Raw genomic sequence first — 20,821 nt, 5'->3', positions numbered from 1 at the left:
GCCACATGCCCGCTGAGCAAGCCGTATCGCCCAGTCCGGCCAGCCCGCCAACCGTGCGCGACCGATCGCAGGCCCTGGGCCATTCCGCCCGGCTGTTTCGTGCTGCCGACCTGCTCGTCATCCTGATCGCGGCATCGCTGCCCTGGTCGACCACCGCGACTTCGGTCTTGGTCGGGTTCTGGCTGCTTGCGGTGACGCCGACCATCGCCTGGCGCGACTATGCGCGCCAGCTCGCGCGGCCGGCGTTTGCCTTGCCCTTGGCACTCCTGCTGCTCGCGCTTCTTGGCACGCTGTGGTCAGAGGGTGCGTGGGCGGACCGGCTGCATGCGGTCAAGCCGGTTGCAAAGCTCATGCTGATTCCGCCGCTGCTCTACCATTTCCGCCGGTCCGAGCGCGGCTTCCATGTCTGCATCGCCTTTCTCGCTTCCTGCGCGCTGCTTGCCGTGTTCTCCTGGATCGTGCTGCTCGATCCCGCCTGGAAGATCACCGCAACGGCGTCATCAGGCGTTCCCGTCAAGAACTACATCGACCAGAGCCAGGAGTTCACGCTGTGCGCCTTTGCGCTCGCGCTGCCTCTCTGGCGCGGCAGACGCGCGGCCACAACAGTCGTCTGCCTGGCCCTGATCCTGCTGTTCGTCACCAACATGGTGTTCGTCGCCTCGGCCCGCACCGCCCTGCTCTGCATCGCGGTGCTGCTGACGCTGTTCGCCTTGAGGCATTTGAGCCGGCGGGCGGCACTGGTCCTGCTCGCAGGTACGGTCGCCGCGAGCCTGTTGGCCTGGACCACGTCGCCCTATCTGCGCCAGCGCATCGACGACATCGCCGTCGAATACCGCCACGGCCACGAGGACATCAGCCGCGCCTCGACCGCGCAGCGGCTGACCTATTGGCGCAAGTCGCTCCATGCCTTTATCGAGGCGCCTCTGATCGGCCACGGCACCGGTTCGATCAAGCGCCAGTTCGAGCGCGCCGCCACGAGCGAAAGCAGACTCGATGCCGAGGTCGTGAGCAATCCGCACAACCAGACCCTCAACGTCGCGGTGCAGTGGGGCCTTCTGGGTGTCGTCCTGCTCTACGCCATGTGGATCGCGCATCTTCGCATGTTCGCAGGTGAAGGCTTCGCCGCCTGGATCGGTCTCGTGGTCGTCGTACAGAACATCGCGAGCTCGCTGCTCAACTCGCACCTGTTCGATTTTCATGAGGGCTGGATGTATGTGCTCGGCGTCGGCGTCGCCGGCGGCATGGTGCTGAAGGCCCAAGCCGGAGAAGCGACAGGCAGCCCGCGATTGCTGGCTGGGCTCGTCCGTCGATCACCAGCAGCGCGCTGCCGATGACGATCGCGCCCGCGATCTCGCGCATCGAGATCGGCTCGCCCAGCACCAGCCAGCCCAGAAGGATGGCGGTGACGGGAATGAGCAGCGTCACCAGCATCACGTTGGTCGCGCCGGAGCGCCGCAGGATCTGGAAGAAGACGATGTAGGCGAGCGCCGTCGACAGGCCGGCGAGGCCGAGCACCGCAAGCCATGTCGTGTCGCTCGGCATCGGAAGACGCCAGGGCTGCTCCACCGCACCGGCGATGATCGCCATCATCGCGGTCGACGCCATCAATTGAAACGTCGCCGTTCCAAGAGGCGGAGAATCCTTCAGCAGCCGCCGCGCCGCCAGTGCCGCAAAGCCGTAGCTCAAGGCCCCGCCAAGGCAGAGCAGGATGCCGAGCCCCTGCCCCGGCTTCGTCTCGATGCCCCACCCGCGCAGGATGACGACGCCGAAGAGCCCCAGCGTCACTCCGACCACGCGACGCATCTGCAACGCCTCCTCGCCCGCTGCCGCCATCACGAGAACCGCAAACAGCGGCGTCGTCGCGTTCAGGATCGACGCCAGCCCGCTCGGGATGAAAGTCTGGCCGATCACGATCAGCGAGAACGGGATGGCGTTGTTGAGCAGCCCGATCGCGACGAACGGCTTCCAGCCAGTCGCCCCGATGGGAAAGCCGATGCCCTGCATGCGAAGCAGCGGCAGCAGAATGGCCGCGCCCAGCGCGACGCGCAGGAACACCAGCGTCAGCGGCGGCAATTCCCGCAAGGCTGCGGCGTTGAAGAAGAACGAGCCGCCCCAGAGGATGGAGAGCACGCAGAGCAGCGACCAGTCGCGTGCGTCGATCCGGCTGTCGTTCGGGGGCATGCGTCTCACCCTTGGCGGCCAAGTCCGTCCGCCTAGACCGGCGCGATCGACGGCGCCACCCGAATTCCGATGAAACAGAGGTTCACAAGACCGATGCGCAAAAATGAACCAGACGATCGAAACTGCCCGCGTCGAGCGGCTACGGCGTCTTCGGCCGCGACACCAGCTCGATCATCCGGCCTTCGTCATCGTCGGGCATCTTCGCCGCCGCCTGCGCGTAGGCCTCGACCGCGGCGACCGCGACCAGCGGCTTGTCGGCCAGCAGGCTCTCGGCGAGCTTCACCGCATAGGCGGCATCCTTGTGCCGCAGCGCCGTCGTGAACGTCGCGCCACTGAAATCGCGAGCGACCATGCGTCTGGAGTGACGCTGCACCTGGGGGCTTGCGGCGACCCCCGCCTGGATCGACTCCAGCACAAGGTTCATGTCGAGCCCGGCCTGCTCGGCGATGGCGAGGCCCTCGGCGAGACCGGCGATCTGGATCGCCCCCATGAGATTGTTGATGAGCTTGTAGACGGTGCCGGAGCCGACCGGCCCGAAATGGCGGATGGTCGAGCCGATTGGCGTCAGATAAGGCCGCGCACGCTCGAGATCGGCCGCATCGGCGCCGGCGAGCAGCGTCAGCTTCCCGGCCGCCGCCGCGTCCGGCAATCCCGTCACGGGACAATCGATGTAGATCAGACCGCGCGCGTTGAGCTCGCGGCCCATCTCGCGCGCGTGGTCATGGGAAACAGTCGAGCATTCGATCGCGACGGTGCCGGCCTTCGCCGTCTTGGCGGCGCCCTTGGGCCCGAGCCAGACCGCGCGCGAGGCCTCGTCGTCGGCGACCATGGTCACGACCGCGGCGGCATCGATCGCCGCGTCCTCCGGCGAGGTCGCCCAATGCGCGCCGCGCGCGATCAGGTCTTCCGCCTTGGCCTTGCTGCGATTCCACAGCGTCACCGTGAAGCCGGCATCGAGATAGCGGCCGGCCATGCCATGACCCATCCGCCCCAATCCGATGAAGGCGACACGGGGCATGGCTAGTCCACGTCCTCGATCTCGCCGGTCGTGGTGCCGAACGCGCGCTGCGCCAGCGTCGCGGCCATGAACTCGTCGAGCTCGCCATCGAGCACGCCCGCGGTGTCGGAGGTCTGCACGCCCGTGCGCAGATCCTTCACCATCTGGTAGGGCTGCAGCACGTAGGAGCGGATCTGGTGGCCCCAGCCGATGTCGGTCTTGGCCGCCTGATCGGCGGCGGCCTTCTCCTCGCGCTTCTTCAGCTCCATCTCGTAGAGCCGCGCGCGCAGCATGTCCCAGGCCTGCGCCCGGTTCTTGTGCTGGGAGCGTCCGGCCTGGCAGACCACGGCAACGCCGGTCGGAATGTGCGTCAGGCGCACTGCGGATTCGGTCTTGTTGACGTGCTGGCCGCCGGCGCCGCCTGAACGCATGGTGTCCACGCGGACATCGGATTCCTTGATGTCGATCTTGATGCTGTCGTCGATGACGGGGAAGACCTGCACGCTCGAGAACGAGGTGTGCCGCCGCGCGTTGGAATCGAACGGCGAGATGCGCACCAGGCGATGCACGCCGGCTTCCGTCTTCAGCCAGCCATAGGCGTTGTGCCCGGAGACCTGGATCGTCGCCGACTTGATGCCGGCCTCTTCGCCCTCGGATTCTTCCAGGAACTCGACCTTGAAGCCGTGGTTTTCGGCCCAGCGCGTGTACATGCGTAGCAGCATCTGCGCCCAGTCCTGGCTCTCGGTGCCGCCGGCGCCGGCATGGACTTCGAGATAGGAGTCGAAGCGATCGGCCTCGCCCGACAGCAGCGCCTCGAGCTCGCGTCGCGCCACTTCCTTCTTGAGGTTCTTCAGCGCAGCTTCGGCTTCCGCAACGACGCCGTCATCGCCCTCGGCCTCGCCGAGCTCGATCATGCCGATGTCGTCTTCGAGCTCCTGCTCGACCTTGCCGATTCCTGAGAGCGCATCCTCGAGCGAGGTGCGCTCCTGCATCAGCTTCTGGGCTTTCTGGGGATCGTTCCAGAGATTGGGATCTTCTGCGAGCTTGTTCAGCTCAGCGAGGCGCGCCGTCGATTTCTCGACGTCAAAGATGCCTCCTCAGCAGCCCGACTGACTGCTTGATCTCTTCTACCAACCGTTCGATTTCGGCGCGCATGTCGTTCTCTGGTTTCGCGGAATGGTTCCGCAAGCAATTGAGGTGTGGATGTAGCGGCGGCGGCTGCAAAGCGCAACCGCCGGAGCCGCGATCGTCTGTGTTGTCCTGAGCCTTAAAGCGCGACGCGATTAGGATCAATCGTCATCGCGCTTTAGGTTGTTGTTTAAGCATGATCTTTTCGGAAAACCGCTGCGCACTTTTCCGGATCGTGCTTAGTACAGCCCGCCGGTGCCCGGCCGCATGAAGAAGCCGGAATCCGGCTGCTGCTGCTGCGACGCCGGCATGCGCCCGTCGGCGTCGGCAACGCCGATGACCGAATAATTGTCCGGCGGGGCCGTGCCCGGCTTGAAGGCTTCGAGGATGGTTCCTCCGGTCTCGCCGGGGCCTGCGCGCATGCCGGTCTTGGCGACGACGCGCACGAGCTTGATGCCGGCCGGCACCTTGAACGGAACGGCCGGCTTGTCGGCGAGCGCGAGCTTGAGGAAATCGCGCGCGATCGGAGCTGCCAGATGGCCACCGGTCGCGGCATTGCCCCGACCCAGCGGACGCGGCTTGTCGTAGCCCATGTAGATGGCGACGGCGATATCGGGCGAGAAGCCGACGAACCAGGCGTCCTTGGCCTCGTTGGTGGTGCCGGTCTTGCCGGCGACGGGTTTGCCGACGTCCTTGATGACCGTGGCCGTACCGGCCTGCACAACGCCTTCCATCAGCTCGGTGATCTGATAGGCGGTCATGGAATCCAACACCTGCTCGCGGCGGTCGATCAGCTGCGGCTCGGGCTGGTTCTTCCAGCCGCCCGGCGCGTCGCAGCCGCGGCACTCGCGCTGGTCGTGCTTGAAGATGGTGTGGCCGTAGCGGTCCTGGATGCGGTCGATCAGCGTCGGCTTCACGCGGCGGCCGCCATTGGCGAGCATCGAGTAAGCCGTGACCATGCGCATCGCCGTGGTCTCACCGGCGCCGAGCGCGTAGGAGAGATAGTTCGGCAGCTCGTCATAGACGCCGAAACGGCGGGCGTATTCGCCGATCAGGGGCATGCCGATGTCCTGCGCGAGGCGCACCGTCACGGTGTTGAGCGACTGCCGCAGCGCATTGCGCAGCGTCACCGGTCCCTGGAACTTGCCCGAGGAGAAGTTTTCAGGCCGCCACACGCCGGCGCCCTGGCCCTGGTCGATTTCGATCGGCGCATCGAGCACGACGGTCGAGGGCGTATAGCCGTTGTCGAGCGCGGCCGAGTAGACGATCGGCTTGAACGACGAACCCGGCTGCCGATAGGCCTGCGTGGCGCGATTGAACTGGCTCTGGTCGAACGAGAAGCCGCCGACCATCGCGAGCACGCGGCCCGTCCAGGGATCCATCACCACCATGGCGCCGGAGACCTCCGGGATCTGGCGGAGCCGGTACTGGCCCTCGACGGGCTGGCCGTCCTTGTAGAGCGGATCTGCATAAATGACGTCGCCGGGCTGAAGCACCTGCGAGACCGCCGTCGGCGTCTTGCCCTTCGTGCCGCCCTGCAAGGCCCGCGCCCAGCGCACGCCGTCGACCGTGACGATGCCGGTCTCGCGCTGCTTGCTGATGGCGCCGCCGAGCTCGCGGCTCGGCTGGAAGCCGATGCGCGCCGACTGGTCGCTGGTCTCCAGCACCACCGCCATGCGCCATGGCGAGATGTCGGAGAGCGATTTGATCTCGGCGAGCTTCACGCCCCAGTCGCCCGAAACATCGAGCTTGCTCATGGCGCCGCGATAGCCCTGCTGCTCGTCGTAATTCACGAGGCCGGCGACCATGGCCTTGCGCGCCATGACCTGGATCTTCGGATCGAGCGTGGTGCGAACCGACAGGCCGCCTTCATACAGCTTCTTCTCGCCGTAGCGCTCGAAGATGTCGCGGCGGACTTCCTCGGCGAAATATTCGCCGGCGAAGGTGTGGGCGCCGTTGGACCGGCTGGTGACGGCCAGCGGCTCCTTGCGCGCCTTGTCGGCGTCGGCCTGCTTGATCCAGCCGTTCTCCAGTAGACGGTCGATCACGTAATTGCGGCGCTCGACGGCGCGGTCGCGGTTGCGGACCGGATGCAGCGTCGCCGGCATCTTCGGCAGCGCCGCCAGATAGGACGCTTCCGCCACCGTCAGCTCGTTCACCGACTTGTCGAAATAGACCAGCGAGGCGGCCGCGATGCCGTAGGCGCCGAGGCCCAGATAGATTTCGTTCAGGTACAGCTCGAGGATCTTGTCCTTCGAGTAGGTTTTCTCGATGCGCATCGCCAGCAAGGCTTCCTTGATCTTGCGGGCGAAGGAGACCTCGTTGGTCAGCAGGAAGTTCTTGGCGACCTGCTGGGTGATGGTGGACGCACCCTGCGGGCGGCGGTTGGAGCCGTAGTTCTGCAGATAGAGCAATCCGGCGCGCGCCATGCCGGTGTAGTCGATGCCGCCGTGCTCGTAGAAATTCTTGTCCTCGGCGGCCAGGAACGCGTTGATCACGAGCTTGGGCACGGCCTGGATCGGCAGATACAGCCGCCGCTCCTTGGCGTATTCGCCAAGCAGCGAACCGTCGACCGCGTGCACGCGGGTCATCACCGGCGGCTCGTAATCCTGAAGCTGAGAGTAGTCCGGCAAGTCCTTGGAGAAATGCCAGATCAGGCCTGCCACGGCCCCGACACCGACAAGGAACACCACCGTTCCCGCGGCGAACAGGAAGCCCATGAACCGCACCAGCAAGCGCATTATCTGTTTATCCGTTCAAACTCTGGATCAGCCCAGTATCAGCCCCATGGCGACCCCAAATGGCCGCCAACCTCACGTCGCGAATTCGCCGGCTTACGCAATCACATCAATGCCGGACTTCCGACGCTTGCCGAGCAGGATTCTCGCCGATTCCGACCCCCTGCGGGGTTTTTATAGAGCGTCCGCTGTGGCCAAACTAGGGCCTTTGGATCGGGCGGGATCAACCCATTCAGTTCGGAGTTCCGGCCGTGGCCATCCGCTTGGTCAAAAATCCGTCGATCGCCTGTGCCATCGAGCCCACGGCACGCGACCGCCACCCCTCGGAGACCAGGTGCTCGAGATCCCCCTTGTTGGAGACATAACCGATCTCGACCAGCACGGAGGGTACATCGGGCGCCTTCAGCACCCGGAAGCCGGCGGACTTCAGGGGATGCTTGTGCATCCGCACCGTCGCCTTCATTTCACCCATCAAGAGGCGGGCGAAACGGTTTGAAAAGGTGCGGGTTTCCCTCTGCGTGAGGTCGATCAGGATATCGGCGACGTCGTTGGGCTCCTCCGCGAGATTGAAGCCGGCGATCGCATCGGCCCGGTTCTCCGCGTCCGCCAGCCGCTGGGCCTCGGCGTCGGACGCCTTATCTGAGAGCGTATAGATGGTCGCGCCCTGCGCATCGCCCTCGGCACGAGGCAGCGCATCGGCATGAATCGAGACGAACAATGCCGCCTTCTGGTTGCGGGCGATCTTGGTCCGGTCATTGAGGGGGATGAAGGTGTCGTCGTCCCGCGTCATCACCACGCGGTATTTACCGGCCTTTTCCAGCTTGTCGCGGAGCGCCAGACCAAAAGCGAGCACCAGGTTCTTCTCGCTCTCGCCCCCCGACTGCGTGCCGTTGTCGATGCCGCCATGGCCGGGATCAATCACGACCACCGGACGGCCGTCGGCCTTCTGCTGCGCGGCATCCGCGGTTGCCTTGGCGGGAACCGTGGCAGGCGGCGCCTCGGCGATCGCGGGCCGCAACTCGGGACGGTTTTCAGGCGGGAGCGATGCCACGAAGGCGGCGCGCTCGATCTCCTCCAGCTCGAGCACGAGCCGGGCCGGCTGGCCGTTGGCGGCTTCGACCACGTAGGAATTGGCGATCTTCGCCGGCCCCGTCAGGTCGAACACGATTCGCGAGCCGCCGGGCATGACCAGCCCGTAGCGGAAAGCCTTGACCAGCCCCCGCCCCCCGCTTCCGGTGCCGGCGGGCAGCTGGAAATTGACTTGCGGCACGTCCACCACCACGCGGAACGGGTCGGCCAGCGCGGCGGTGCGGAAGGTAATGGTCCGGTCGAGGTCGAGGATGAAGCGAGTCTGCTTGCCGTCGCCGGCCAGCCGGGCGGCCGAGGCCACCGGAAAATTCGCTGCGGCAACAACGGGCTGCGGCTGACTTTCCGCAGCAATGAGGCGCGAGGAATCAGCACACGGCAATGCCGCTGTGCACAGCAACACGCCTCCCAGCAAAACCCGTCGATTTGTGCGGCTCGCCACCGATTCCGTGCCTCCGAGCAGCCCTCTTAACGCAATAGAACCACAGGGTTAATCGCTCCCTAATGACAGAGGTGCGAAACTCGGCGACTGTGACCGCCGTGCGACGCTTCCCTTGCACGGATGGCTCATTCCTCGTATGTACGGAATGCTGACGGCCGATATTTCAGGTTGTGTCGCATTCAGCCTCCCGGCGCTGCGCCGGAACTCCCAAGATTTGGGGATTCCAGCGTTTTCCGCTTCCCTCTAAGACCAGCGCGGTGCGCGGCAGCGAGGTGGAGCGGGTCAGGCACCGGCGGTGGACGGTCTCGGGTTACCACTCATGTTACCGGGACGGTTCTGACGGCGGCGTAACCCATTACCCGGTCCCTTGATCCCAAGGGAGCGGTTCGTGATCCCCAAGGCGAGCGCGCTCGCGCCGTGCCTGGCCAGCAGCAACTGATTGAAGGGCGGCCTCGCCGCCCAATGTTTCATACGGGCCGACGCTTGATGCGCCAGACTGTGCCGACGAAATCTGAAGGACCATTCGCGACGCTGCGGAGTGACAATCCCGCGCGTCGCAACGGTCCTGAAGCTTCCGGTTCGGCAAGGCGCGAGAGACGGCGTTTCGGCCTTCCCCTCACCCCCGAATCAGGTGGACCGTCGCGTCACCCGGCGGCGCGATACGCGCCCACGGTTTATCGCGTCCGCCGCCGCCAAGAGTTAAGACATGCCCAACAAGATGTTGATCGATGCCACCCACCCGGAAGAGACCCGGGTCGTCGTGGTCCGCGGCAATCGCGTCGAAGAGTTTGATTTCGAAACCGCGCAACGCAAGCAACTGCGCGGGAATATCTACCTCGCCAAGGTCACACGGGTCGAACCCTCGCTCCAGGCCGCCTTCGTCGAATATGGCGGCAATCGCCACGGTTTCCTCGCCTTCAGCGAAATCCATCCCGACTATTATCAGATCCCGGTCGCCGACCGGCAGGCGCTGATCGAGGCCGAGGAACAGGCCCATCGCGAGGCCGAGGAAGAGAGCGAGAACCGTTCGCACGGCCGCCGCCGTTCGCGCCACCGCAACGCCCGCCGCCGCGGTCATGGCGAGCGCGTGCGCAGCGACATCGTCGAAGGCCTCGAGGTCGGTGCCGATCCCGCAGCCCAGCCCTCGGAGGGCGAGGCCCCGCACAGCGAAGGCGCGCCGTACGAGGGCGAGCATCTGCACGCCGATGCCGAGCACCGCGGCGAGCACGAAGGCCACGATCACCACGACCACGATCAGGGCGAACATGCTCATGGCGAGCATGATCACGACGATCATCATGCCCATGATGACGAGCACGCCCGTGATCACGATCACCAGCGCGATCATCACGACCACGATCACCACCACCATGATCATGCCGACGAGACGCCCGCGCCCGTTGCGGCCGTCGGCGCCGAGCCCGTGGTCGCGACCGAGGCCGCTGCCGAGCCCCAGGATGCCGAAACCTTCGAAGCTCACGTTCCTGAAGCGCATGCGGAAGCTCTGGCTGAGGCCGTGACATCGGCCGCTGAGCCGGCCGATGCGGTGTACGCCGCCGGTGAGAATGCCGAGACGTCCGCCGAGGCTGCGGAAGCAACCAGCGACGACGATGAGGACGAGGACGAAGACGACGGCGAGGAAGCCGAAGAGGAAGTCGTCGAATCCGTCGGCGGCGACGATGTGCTGGAGGAAGTGCCGGAGCGCACCTTCCGTCCGCGCCGTCAGTACAAGATCCAGGAAGTCATCAAGCGGCGCCAGGTGATGCTGGTGCAGGTGGTCAAGGAGGAGCGCGGCAACAAGGGCGCGGCGCTGACGACCTACCTCTCGCTCGCCGGCCGCTATGCCGTGCTGATGCCCAACACCGCGCGCGGCGGCGGCATCAGCCGCAAGATCACCAGCGCGCAGGATCGTTCGCGCCTGAAGGAAGTGGTGCAGGATCTCGACGTGCCCGAGGGCATGGGCATCATCCTGCGCACGGCAGGCGCTTCCCGCACCAAGCCCGAGATCAAGCGTGACTTCGAATATCTGATCCGGATGTGGGAAACGGTACGCGACCTCACGCTGAAGTCGCAGGCCCCGACCCTCGTCTACGAGGAAGGCTCGCTGATCAAGCGCTCGCTGCGCGACCTCTACAACAAGGAGATCGACGAGATTCAGGTCGCCGGCGAATCCGGCTACCGCGAAGCCCGCGATTTCATGAAGATGCTGATGCCCGCCAATGTCGGCGCGGTGAAGCAGTATCGCGACGGCCAGCCGCTGTTCTCGCGCATGGGCGTCGAGAGCCAGCTGGACGCGATGTTCTCGCCGACCGTGCAACTGCGCTCCGGCGGCTACATCGTGATCAACCAGACCGAGGCGCTGGTCTCGATCGACGTCAACTCCGGACGATCGACGCGGGAGCACCATATCGAGGACACCGCGCTCAAGACCAATCTGGAAGCGGCCGAAGAGGTCGCCCGCCAGCTCCGGCTGCGCGACCTCGCGGGCCTGATCGTCATCGACTTCATCGACATGGACGAGAAGCGCAACAATCGCGCGGTCGAGCGCAAGCTGTCCGATTGCCTCCGGCAGGATCGGGCGCGCATCCAGGTCGGCCGCATCTCGCATTTCGGCCTGCTCGAAATGTCGCGCCAGCGCATCCGCGCCAGCGTGCTGGAGAGCTCGACCGATCCGTGCCCGCATTGCGGCGGCACCGGCCACGTCCGCTCGGTGTCTTCGGTGGCGCTGCAGCTGCTGCGCGGCCTCGAAGAGATCCTGATGAAGGGCGCGACCCACAATCTCGTGGTCCGCACCCGCACCGACGTCGCGCTCTACGTGCTGAACCACAAGCGTGGCCATCTGCGCGACCTCGAGAACAGCTTCAAGGTCACGCTGTCGGTGATCGCCGATCCCACCGTCAGCGGACCGCAGGCATATGTGATCGACCGCGGCGAGCAGGTGCATACGCTCGAAGCCGCCAAGGCGCTGCTCGCTGCGCAAGTGGCTGCGAGCCCGCCGCCACAGGCCGAAGAAGCCTATGACGACGAGGATGGCTTCGACCTGGAAACCGAATCCGAGGTCGAGACCGACGAGACCGAAGGTCTTGCTGACGAGCAGGCTGCCGGCGAGGCAGCCTCCGAGCAGGACGGCCAGCGCCGCAAGCGCCGTCGCCGCCGGCGCGGCCGCGGTGCTCAGCGCGAGGGTGAGTTGCGCGAGGATACCGCCCCCACGCTTCCCGAAGCGGCCGTGATGGCCGGTGAAGGTGAAGACGATACCGAGTCCGAGCAGGACGGCGAGGAAGGCGAGGAACAGGCAGCGCGTGGCGAGCAGCAGGGCAGCGGCGAGCGCCGGCGTCGGCGTGGTCGCCGCGGCGGACGCCGCCGTCGCGGTGGCGGCGAGGAAGGTCTCGCCGGCTCCATCGGCGACGAGCTCGGCGCCAGTCAACCGTCGGAGGCGACGGACGCGGTTGCCGATTTCGACGGCTTCGGCAGCGAGCCTGCGCCCTCCATCGCGCAGGCCGAGCACGCCATCGAGCCGCAACACGCCATCGAGCCGCAACACGCCATCGAGCCGCAAATCGTGCAGCCCGAGCCGCGCGCCGAGGTGCGGACCGAGGCGCCGGACCAGCCGGAGCCGGCTTCCGCCACGACGACGGCAACGTCAGAAGAGGAGTCCGCCAGCGACAAGGCCGCGCGGCGCCGCTCCACCGTCCGGGAAAAGGTGAGCTTCCTGCTGAACAGCCAGCCCGAGCCGGCAACGCCGGTGGCGCAGGTGACCGAGCCGGTCGCTGCGCCCGCGCCGGCACCCGAGCCTGCGCCGGAGCCCACAAGCGAAACCCCGGCCGCGCCGCGCCGCGCCGGCTGGTGGTCGCGCCGCTTCGGCGGCGGCGAATAATAGGGACATCCATGAAACCGCCCGGCCAAGCCGGGCGGTTTTTGGTTGGCAAGGTCAGTTTCGATGCGACGTGCAATAGTTCTCGGCGGCGGCATGGTCGGTGTGAGCGCGGCGCTGCACCTGCAGCAGCGCGGTTGGTCCGTCACGCTCGTCGACCGCAGGGAGCCGGGCCGCGAAACCAGCTACGGCAATGCCGGGATGATCCAGGCGGAAGCGGTGCGCCCCTATCCCATGCCGCGCGACTTCGCCTCGCTCTTGAAGATCGCGACCGGCCGCACCAACGACGTGCGCTACAGCCTCTCCTCCCTCCACCTCCACATCGAGCCCCTGCTCCGCTACTGGTGGCATTCGGCGCCGAAGCGGCATCGTGAGGCGATCGAGGCGTGGGCACGGCTGATCGCCTACGCGACGGCCGAGCACGACATCCTGATCCGCGAGGCGCATGCCGATAATCTCATCCGCCGTGCCGGTTACCGAGCGTTGTTTCGCGACCGCGCTTCACTGGATATTTCGATCAAGGCCGCGGAAGAGGATCAGCGCGAATTCGGCGTGAACTTTCGCGTGCTGTCGGGCAGCGAGCTTGCCAAGGCCGAGCCGATCCTGCGCGACGATCTCCCCGGCGCGATCCATTGGCTCGACACCTGGACCGTGTCGGATCCCGGCGCACTGGTCACCGCCTATGCCGAGTTGTTCGAGCGCCTCGGCGGCACGATCGTGCTCGGTGATGCGCAGTCGCTGCAGCAGACCGCGACCGGCTGGTCGGTCGATACCGACAGCGGACGCCTCGATGCTCCCGACGCCGTCGTGACGCTCGGGCCGTGGTCGCCCGACCTCCTCCACAAATTCGGCTACCGCATCCCGCTGGTGCGCAAGCGCGGCTACCACATGCATTACAGCGGCGGCGCTTCGCTCGACCTGCCGCTGATCGACAAGACCGGCGGCTATGCCATGGGTCCGATGGCCAAGGGCATTCGCATCACGACGGGAGCGGAGCTGACGGGGCCGGATGCGCTGGCAACACCGGTGCAGCTCGCCAGCGCCGAAGCCTCGGCACGCGAGCTGATCGACCTCGGCAAGCGGGTCGAGCCGGACCCGTGGTTCGGCACTCGGCCCTGCACGCCCGACATGCTCCCGGTGCTCGGCCGCGCCCCGCGCCACCCCGGCCTCTGGATGAACTTCGGCCATGGTCATCAGGGCTTTACGCTGGGACCTGCGACCGGCCGCCTGCTCGCCGAGATCATGAGCGGCGAGACGCCGGCGGTCGATCCCATGCCATACCGGCCTGAGCGCTTCTAAGCCTCAATAAAAAGGGCTGATCGAGAATCTCGACCAGCCCTGTCATTTCAAGATCTGACGGCGCGGCCTGCGCCGTCGGACGCGGTTTGCAGATCAGTCCGTCGTGATCGCGGTCTCCATGTCGGTCGGATCGATCTGCTTGGCGAGGTTGGCGTTGAGCTTGTCGCGGTCGAGCTCGCCTTCCCACCATGCCACGATCACGCAGGCGACGCCGTTGCCGCACAGATTGGTCAGCGCGCGGCACTCGCTCATGAACTTGTCGATGCCGAGCACGATCGCCATGCCCGGCACGAGGCGTGGATCGACCACGGCGAGCGTCGCCGCCAGCGTGATGAAGCCCGCGCCGGTGATGCCGGAGGCGCCCTTCGAGGTCAGCATCGCCACCACCAGGATCGTGAGCTGCTGGCCGAAGGAAAGATCGACGCCGAGCGCCTGCGCGATGAACAGGGTCGCCAACGTCATGTAGATGTTGGTGCCGTCGAGGTTGAACGAGTAGCCCGTGGGCACCACGAGGCCGACCACCGACTTGGAGCAGCCGAGCCGCTCCAGCTTCTCCATGAGGGACGGCAGCGCGCTTTCCGAGGACGAGGTGCCGAGCACGATCAGCAGCTCGTCCTTGATGTAGGCCAGGAACTTGAAGATCGAGAACCCTGCCAAGCGCGCGATGAGGCCGAGCACGACGAACACGAACAGCGCCGCGGTGACATAGAACGTGGCGATGAGACCGATCAGGTTGAGGATGGCGCCGGTACCGAACTTGCCGATCGTATAGGCCATCGCACCGAACGCACCGATCGGCGCCGCGCGCATCACGATCGAGATGACACCGAACACCGCGTGCGCAGCATCGTCGATGAAGCTGCGAATCGTATGGCCACGCTCGCCGAGGCTCATCAAAGCAAAGCCGAACAGCACCGCGAACAGCAGCACCTGCAGAATTTCGCCTTGCGCGAAGGCGCCGACCACGGTGTCGGGAATGATGTGCAGCACGAAGTCGACGGACTTCTGGCCGGCGGCCTGCTTGGCGTAAGTTGCGACGGCCGCCTCGCTCGCCGCCGCATTGCCGAAACCGGAGCCCGGCTTGACGAGATTGCCGACGACGAGGCCGATCACCAGCGCGAAGGTCGAGACGACCTCGAAATAGACCAGCGCCTTGACGCCGATGCGTCCGACCTTCTTGGCGTCCTGGATATGGGCGATGCCGGAGACCACGGTGCAGAAGATGATCGGGGCGATCACCATCTTGATCAGCTTGATGAAGCCGTCGCCGAGCGCCTTGATCCATTCGTTGGTGGCGAACTGAGGCCACAGCCAGCCGACGATGGCGCCGAGCACGATGGCGATCAGCACCTGGACGTAGAGGACCTTGTACCACGGCTTGGCGACGGGCGGCGCGACCGGCGCTCCCGCCATCGTTGTCGTCGTCATGGTTTCACTCCCCCTCAAAACACCGGGCCAGCCAAGATCAACCCGGCCGGCCCTGTCAATTGGAACTGCTCGCTAACCGGCGTTTTACCCGCGGCGCTCGACGATCCGGCGCGCCGCCGGCATCAGGGCCGCCCCGAGCGCATTCTTGACCAGTGAGGCCGCAATGAACGGCACGATGCCGACCTGCCAGGCCTTGGCGGCGCCGAGGCCAAGACCGAACGCCAGCCAGCCGAAGCCCGCGGCCAGAATGACGATGTGGCCGACGGCCATCGCCGCAAACAGCAGCATCACGCTGCGATCCCAGCCGCGCTCGGCGAGCCAGCCGGTCACGAAGGCAGCCAGCACGAAACCGAACAGGTAGCCCGCGGTCGGACCGACCAGCGGCGCAATCCCAGCCACGGGACCGGCGAACACCGGCAGCCCCATCGCACCCTCGGCGAGGTAGGCAATCATGGTTGCGCTGCCAAGGCGCCAGCCATAGGCGGCGCCGATCATCAGCACCACCAGCGTCTGCAGCGTCATCGGCACATAGGGCAGCGGCAGGTTCACCTTGGCCGACAGCGCCATCAGCGCGGTGCCGAGAACGATCAGCACGGCGGCACGCAGCGCGCCGACGGCTTCGCCCGGCCGGGTCGGCCACATCAATGCGGCGAGAGAAGAATGCGGTGCGGCGGCGGACGGGGCGGAACTGTCTGACAAGTTGAACTCCGGAAGGCTGTCGAAAGCTGGCGGCTATTTAAGCCAGTGAGCGATCCGGTCAACTGCCTCGCGCATCTCATCGGGCGAGCGGGCATAGGAAAACCGGACGAATGAACGGCCATGGATGGGATCGAAATCGAGGCCGGGCGTCGCCGCCACGCGCGCCTGCTCCAGCATTTGCTGGGCGAACTCGAAACTGTCCGAGGTGAAGTCCGAGACGTCGGCGTAAAGATAGAAGGCGCCGTCGGCCGGCAGGAATCTCGTCAGTCCGGCTTTGGGCAATCCGTCGATCAGAATACGCCGGTTTTCCTGATAGCCGTGCTTGATTTCCTCCATCTCGGCCGCGCCGTCGAAGGCGGCCTCTGCCGCGATCTGCGACAGCGACGGCACCGAGATCGAGAGGTTCTGTTGGAGCCGCTCGATCGGCCGCACCAGGATCTCGGGCACGACCATCCAGCCGACGCGCCAGCCCGTCATGCAAAAATACTTCGAGAACGAGTTGATCACGAGTGCGTGCTCGGACAGCGCCGCCGCGGTCACGGCTGGAAACGCGTAATCGAGCCCGTGATAGATCTCATCCGAGATGAAGCGGATGCCAGCATCTTCCGCGGCCGCGATGAGGCCGGCGAGCGCTTCGCGGGACATCATCGTGCCCGTCGGATTGGCGGGACTGCCGACCAGCACGCCCTTCAGCGGCGCCTTGCGATGGGCGGCGATGAGCGCCTCACCGGTCAGCGCATGGCGCGTCTCGTTGGTGGTTTCGATCAGCACCGGCTCGCAACCGAGCGCGGTGAGGATATGGCGGTACGGTGGATAGCCCGGCACGGTCACGGCGACGCGATCGCCGGGCTCGAACATCGACAGGAAAGCCAGGATGAAGCCGCCGGAGGAGCCTGTGGTCACCACGATCCGTTCGGGGCTGACGTCGCAGCCATAGGTGTCGCGATAATGGCGCGCGATGCGCTCGCGCAGACTGGGAATGCCCAGCGCGGAGGTATAATCGATCCGTCCGGCCTCCAGCGCCGCATGGGCGGCTGTGATCGCAGTCCTGGGCGCGCCGGCCGCGGGCTGGCCGACCTCCATATGGATGACATGACCGCCGGCGGCCTCGATTCGGGCCGCCGCCGCCATGACGTCCATCACCATGAACGGGGGAACATCGCTGCGGCGGGAGGGCTCGAGCCACTGCCCCAACCGGTTCCTCAAGGTCGCATCGTGCATCGATTTCTGCTATTCGCTGGCGGACCGGATCCGTCCGGGCCGGAAAACAGGGCGCTTGCGCCCCAGACTGGCCGCATTGTACGGCTCATAAAGGGCTCGGCTCACAAGGGGCATATCGCGGATCCGGTCTGCCGCCAATCGCCAAACCAATCACGAAACTGCTGACCAAGACCGTTTGACCAGACCGCTCGATGTTGCTCAGGATCGCATTGCGCCAGAAGGCCTCCGCTCTCACCGCCCTCGTCACGGCCGCGGCCATCGCGCTGACGCCGTTCTCGGCCGCGCGGGCACAGGCCAAGGGGCCGCCGGTGCTGCGCGACACCGAGACCGAGCAGCTGCTGCGCGAATACACCCGTCCGATCCTGCGTGTCGCGGGTTTGGAGAAGCAGAACATCCAGATGGTGATCATCAACGACGGCTCGTTCAACGCGTTCGTCGCGGACGGCCGCCGCATCTTCGTCAATTGGGGCGCGATCCTGCAGTCGGAGACGCCGAACCAGATCATCGGCGTGCTCGCGCACGAGACCGGACATCTGGCCGGCGGTCACCTGTCCAAGCTGCGCGAGCAGCTTGCCACGGCCCAGACCCAGATGATCATCGCGATGCTGCTCGGCGCCGGCGCAATCGCCGCCGGCAGCACCCGCAGCTCGAGCGCCGGCAACAACGGGCTGGCCAATGCCGGCGCGGCCGCGATCGCCGCTCCGCAGGAGATGATCCGCCGTACGCTGCTATCCTACCAGCGCCAGCAGGAGGAGAACGCCGACCGCGCAGGCGTGAAATTCCTGACTGCGACCCAGCAATCGCCGAAAGGCATGTACGAGACCTTCAAGCGCTTCACCAGCGAGAGCCTGTTCGCTTCGCGCGGCGCCGATCCCTATCTCCAGTCGCATCCGATGCCGGCCGAGCGCGTCGCCGCACTCCAGGAATTCGCGGGCACCAGCCCATACTGGAACAAGAGGGACGATCCCGCGCTTCAGCTCCGGCACGACATGGTCCGCGCCAAGATATCAGCCTTCATGGAGCGGCCGGAGACGGTGTACCGCCGCTATCCCCAGACCAACGACAGCCTGCCGGCGCGCTATGCCCGCGCCATCAGCACCTATCTGCACGGGGATTTGCGCAGCGCGCTCACTCAGATCGACGCGCTGATCCAGGTTCAGCCGAACAACCCCTACTTCTACGAGGTGCGCGGCCAGGCGCTTTTGGAGAGCGGCAAGCCGGCGGAGGCGATCGCTCCCCTGCGCAAGGCAGCGCAGCTCTCGAACAACGCCCCCCTCATCGAGATGTTACTTGGGCAGGCTCTGGTTGGAGCCGATAATAAAGCCTACACCGACGATGCCGTTCGGATTCTCCGCGCTGCGGTGGCCCGAGAGCCCGAGGCGGCACTCGGTTATACCCAGCTCGCAATGGCCTATGGCCGGAAGGGAGACTACGCCGAGGCCGATCTCGCCTCGGCCCAGGCCGCTTACTTGCGCGGCGACAACAAGACCGCCCGCGAGCTTGCAACGCGCGCGAAAACACGTTTCGCCATCGGCACGCCCGGATGGGTCAAGGCCGACGACATCGTGGCGGCGAAGCCGCCGCGCAACTGACGCAACTCGAACGACGCCCGATACCACGACGTCACGACACCGAGCTTAAGTCCGCCGGGACGTTTATCGAAACCTGCTTTGGATAAGAGGATTTACCTATGCCTTCGCTGCGCCTGCTTGCTCCCGCATTGTTCGCGCTCGCCATGTTCGGCGCAGCCGTGCCCGCGTCGGCCGACAGCTTCTCCGATGCCCAGCGCACCGACATCGAAACCATCATCAAGAACTACCTCGTCAGCCATCCCGAGGTGCTCGAGGAGGCCATGGCCGAGCTCAGCAAGCGTCAGGCCGCGGCCGAAACGCAGAAGCACGAGGCCAGCATCGCGCAGAATGCCGATGCGATCTTCAACTCGCCGCGCCAGGTCGTGCTCGGCAACAAGGACGGCGACGTCACCTTCGTCGAGTTCTTCGACTACAATTGCGGCTACTGCAAACGCGCGATGGACGACATGCTGACCATCATGAAGAGCGATCCGAAGCTGAAGGTCGTGCTGAAGGAGTTTCCGGTGCTGAGCCAGGGTTCGGTCGAAGCGGCGCAGGTCGCGGTCGCCGTGCGCATGCAGGATCCCACCGGCAAGAAATATCTCGACTTCCACCAGAAGCTGCTCGGTGGCCGGGGCGCTGCCGACAAGGCGCGCGCGATTCAGGCGGCGAAGGAAGCCGGCCTCGACACCGCTCGAATCGAGAAGGACATCGCCAGTCCGGAGGTGCGCGCCACCATCGAGGAGAACTTCAAGCTTGCCGAAGCGATGGGCATGAACGGCACGCCGAGCTACGTCATCGGCAAGCAGATCGTGATCGGCGCTGTCGGCGTCGAAGGCCTCAGGGAAAAGATCGGCATCGCCCGCTGCGGCAAAGCGGCCTGCTAAGGCGACTTGCTGATCGCGCCTTTCGCGACTCGCGCATGCAAAAGGGTCGGCTGAAGAGCCGGCCCTTTTTTCGCGCGCCCAACGTTGGCGTCTTCGTGCGAAGTCGTTCATCCAGCGTTCAACAAACAAATGCCGCGGAACAGACGAAGTTCCGGAACAACTCAAATCTCCTTTCGTTGTCGGCGCGGGCAATGACGCAGGAAACACGTGAGGAGAATTTCGATGTTGAACCGCTTTATGATCTCGGTTGCCGCAGTTGCACTCATCGCGGGGACCGGTTTGGCAAACGCACAGGGCAGCATGGGCCGCGACAGCGGTGGCGGCGCCGGTGGCTCGCAGCAGATGCAGCCCTCGCAGCCCTCCGGCGGCGGCGCTGAGCGCGGCTCGATGGGGCGCGACTCCATGAGCCATGACAAGGGCACCGTCGGTCAGGCCGGCGGCTCCAGCACGATGAAGTCCGATCGGGCCTCCGAGGACAAGTCCGGTGCGATGAAGGACGAGCGCCCGGGCGCCGCGATGAACAAGAACGCGGCCGAGGACAAGGCCGGTGCCACCAAGGGCCAGCGCACCGATGATCGCGCGCAGGGCCAGATGGACAAGTCCCAGCAGGACAAGTCCAAGAGCATGAGCCAGGACACCAGCAAGTCCGGCAGCAAGGACCAGAAGGACATGAAGGCTGAGGGCAGCAAGAGCGGCACCTCGACCAACAACGCCGAGACCCGCCAGGGCACCGGCACCAGCACCAACCAGAATGCTCAGGGCCAGACCGGCACCAGCACGACCCAGAACGCGCAGGGCCAGAGCTCGACCACGGTCGGCCAGGCCGGCGCCGCTGCCAAGCTTTCGACCGAGCAGCGGACGCAGATCACGTCGGTGATCCGCGAGCAGCGCGTCGCTCCGGTGACGAACGTGAACTTCTCGATCTCGGTCGGCACCCGCATCCCGCGCGAGGGCATTACGCTGCACGCCCTGCCGTCGCGGGTCGTGAGCATTTATCCGGAGTGGCGGACCTACAGGTACGTCCTGGTCCGCGATGAGATCGTGATCATCAATCCGGACACCTACGAGATCGTGGCGGTCCTGAACGTCTGAGGCAGGATACCGGCAAGCTCGGGGCGGGCAGCGATGCCCGCCCCTTTGCATTCGGCCCGCAGCCATGCTTCGGACTGGTTAACAAGCAATTTCCGTAGTTTCCGCACAGGTTTTTGCGCACTGGGTGAGGTGCTTGAACCCGCCCCTGAGGCCCTTCGAGGCTTCCCCTCACGCGCTTTGT

General features: G+C 65.8%; 14 protein-coding genes and 1 pseudogene. 6 read left to right on the top strand and 9 right to left on the bottom strand.

Features of this window, described 5'->3' with window-relative positions; all coding sequences use genetic code 11:
- Positions 1-5 precede the first annotated feature (5 nt).
- Positions 6-1,265, top strand: a pseudogene (locus FJV43_RS34615) (O-antigen ligase family protein); the annotation flags it as partial.
- Here the strand turns inward: FJV43_RS34615 and FJV43_RS34610 are convergent.
- The 6 genes from FJV43_RS34610 to FJV43_RS37230 form a co-directional block, all read right to left on the bottom strand.
- Positions 1,174-2,181: a DMT family transporter gene (locus FJV43_RS34610; RefSeq protein WP_345946113.1), complete on the bottom strand. Its 1,008-nt coding sequence runs from the start codon at positions 2,179-2,181 to the stop codon at positions 1,174-1,176. The pseudogene FJV43_RS34615 and the gene FJV43_RS34610 overlap by 92 nt on opposite strands.
- A 139-nt stretch (positions 2,182-2,320) precedes the next feature.
- On the bottom strand, positions 2,321-3,199 hold the full coding sequence (locus FJV43_RS34605) for an NAD(P)-dependent oxidoreductase (RefSeq protein ID WP_239623399.1): 879 nt from the start codon (positions 3,197-3,199) through the stop codon (positions 2,321-2,323).
- 2 nt (positions 3,200-3,201) lie between these two features.
- Positions 3,202-4,333 (bottom strand): peptide chain release factor 2 gene (gene prfB, locus FJV43_RS34600; protein ID WP_194387559.1). Its coding sequence is split into 2 segments (ribosomal slippage): positions 3,202-4,263 and positions 4,265-4,333, totalling 1,131 coding nucleotides; the frame shifts between segments, so codons are not numbered across the junction.
- Between the two features lie 212 nt (positions 4,334-4,545).
- Positions 4,546-7,047 (bottom strand): penicillin-binding protein 1A, encoded by a 2,502-nt coding sequence (locus FJV43_RS34595; RefSeq protein ID WP_239623398.1) that lies wholly within the window; start codon positions 7,045-7,047, stop codon positions 4,546-4,548.
- 229 nt (positions 7,048-7,276) lie between these two features.
- Positions 7,277-8,572, bottom strand: coding sequence for an N-acetylmuramoyl-L-alanine amidase (locus tag FJV43_RS34590; protein WP_239623397.1), 1,296 nt, complete (start codon positions 8,570-8,572; stop codon positions 7,277-7,279).
- 616 nt (positions 8,573-9,188) lie between these two features.
- On the bottom strand, positions 9,189-10,067 hold the full coding sequence (locus FJV43_RS37230; protein WP_275973695.1) for a hypothetical protein: 879 nt from the start codon (positions 10,065-10,067) through the stop codon (positions 9,189-9,191).
- A 21-nt stretch (positions 10,068-10,088) separates the two neighbouring features.
- On the opposite strand from FJV43_RS37230, the gene FJV43_RS34585 reads away from it, so the two are divergent.
- Together FJV43_RS34585 and FJV43_RS34580 are read left to right on the top strand one after the other, a co-directional pair.
- Positions 10,089-12,446 carry a ribonuclease E/G gene (locus tag FJV43_RS34585; protein WP_275973694.1) on the top strand — a complete coding sequence of 786 codons (2,358 nt, stop codon included), beginning with the start codon at positions 10,089-10,091 and terminating at the stop codon, positions 12,444-12,446.
- 63 nt (positions 12,447-12,509) lie between these two features.
- Positions 12,510-13,742, top strand: coding sequence for an FAD-dependent oxidoreductase (locus FJV43_RS34580; RefSeq protein ID WP_239623395.1), 1,233 nt, complete (start codon positions 12,510-12,512; stop codon positions 13,740-13,742).
- A gap of 93 nt (positions 13,743-13,835) precedes the next feature.
- Here FJV43_RS34580 and FJV43_RS34575 read toward each other — a convergent pair whose 3' ends face one another.
- From FJV43_RS34575 to FJV43_RS34565, 3 genes are all read right to left on the bottom strand, one after another.
- Complete coding sequence (locus FJV43_RS34575; RefSeq protein WP_239623394.1) at positions 13,836-15,170, bottom strand: dicarboxylate/amino acid:cation symporter; 1,335 nt, start codon at positions 15,168-15,170, stop codon at positions 13,836-13,838.
- An 84-nt stretch (positions 15,171-15,254) separates the two neighbouring features.
- Complete coding sequence (locus FJV43_RS34570) at positions 15,255-15,812, bottom strand: biotin transporter BioY (RefSeq protein WP_239629749.1); 558 nt, start codon at positions 15,810-15,812, stop codon at positions 15,255-15,257.
- A gap of 90 nt (positions 15,813-15,902) precedes the next feature.
- Complete coding sequence (locus tag FJV43_RS34565) at positions 15,903-17,090, bottom strand: aminotransferase class I/II-fold pyridoxal phosphate-dependent enzyme (RefSeq protein WP_239623393.1); 1,188 nt, start codon at positions 17,088-17,090, stop codon at positions 15,903-15,905.
- 191 nt (positions 17,091-17,281) lie between these two features.
- Here FJV43_RS34565 and FJV43_RS34560 point away from each other — a divergent pair, with 191 nt between their 5' ends.
- The 3 genes from FJV43_RS34560 to FJV43_RS34550 all read left to right on the top strand — a co-directional run bounded on the left by FJV43_RS34560 (position 17,282) and on the right by FJV43_RS34550 (position 20,640).
- Positions 17,282-18,682: a M48 family metalloprotease gene (locus FJV43_RS34560; RefSeq protein ID WP_239623392.1), complete on the top strand. Its 1,401-nt coding sequence runs from the start codon at positions 17,282-17,284 to the stop codon at positions 18,680-18,682.
- A gap of 98 nt (positions 18,683-18,780) precedes the next feature.
- On the top strand, positions 18,781-19,548 hold the full coding sequence (locus tag FJV43_RS34555) for a DsbA family protein (protein ID WP_239623391.1): 768 nt from the start codon (positions 18,781-18,783) through the stop codon (positions 19,546-19,548).
- 222 nt (positions 19,549-19,770) lie between these two features.
- Positions 19,771-20,640, top strand: coding sequence for a DUF1236 domain-containing protein (locus FJV43_RS34550; protein ID WP_239623390.1), 870 nt, complete (start codon positions 19,771-19,773; stop codon positions 20,638-20,640).
- Positions 20,641-20,821 lie beyond the last annotated feature (181 nt).

Source organism: Bradyrhizobium sp. I71, from assembly GCF_022354745.1.
Classification (GTDB): domain Bacteria; phylum Pseudomonadota; class Alphaproteobacteria; order Rhizobiales; family Xanthobacteraceae; genus Bradyrhizobium; species Bradyrhizobium liaoningense.
The sequence above is the reverse complement of the archived record's forward strand: the minus strand, read 5'-3'. Positions and strand labels throughout refer to the sequence as shown.

Coding starts and splice junctions, on each gene's coding strand:
- FJV43_RS34610 (WP_345946113.1), bottom strand. CDS start 2,181: ATGCCCCCGAACGACAGCCGGATCGACGCACGCGACTGGTCGCTGCTC.
- FJV43_RS34605 (WP_239623399.1), bottom strand. CDS start 3,199: ATGCCCCGTGTCGCCTTCATCGGATTGGGGCGGATGGGTCATGGCATG.
- FJV43_RS34595 (WP_239623398.1), bottom strand. CDS start 7,047: ATGCGCTTGCTGGTGCGGTTCATGGGCTTCCTGTTCGCCGCGGGAACG.
- FJV43_RS37230 (WP_275973695.1), bottom strand. CDS start 10,067: ATGCGCTTCAGGAACGTGAGCTTCGAAGGTTTCGGCATCCTGGGGCTC.
- FJV43_RS34580 (WP_239623395.1), top strand. CDS start 12,510: ATGCGACGTGCAATAGTTCTCGGCGGCGGCATGGTCGGTGTGAGCGCG.
- FJV43_RS34575 (WP_239623394.1), bottom strand. CDS start 15,170: ATGACGACGACAACGATGGCGGGAGCGCCGGTCGCGCCGCCCGTCGCC.
- FJV43_RS34570 (WP_239629749.1), bottom strand. CDS start 15,812: ATGTGGCCGACCCGGCCGGGCGAAGCCGTCGGCGCGCTGCGTGCCGCC.
- FJV43_RS34565 (WP_239623393.1), bottom strand. CDS start 17,090: ATGCACGATGCGACCTTGAGGAACCGGTTGGGGCAGTGGCTCGAGCCC.
- FJV43_RS34560 (WP_239623392.1), top strand. CDS start 17,282: ATGTTGCTCAGGATCGCATTGCGCCAGAAGGCCTCCGCTCTCACCGCC.
- FJV43_RS34555 (WP_239623391.1), top strand. CDS start 18,781: ATGCCTTCGCTGCGCCTGCTTGCTCCCGCATTGTTCGCGCTCGCCATG.
- FJV43_RS34550 (WP_239623390.1), top strand. CDS start 19,771: ATGTTGAACCGCTTTATGATCTCGGTTGCCGCAGTTGCACTCATCGCG.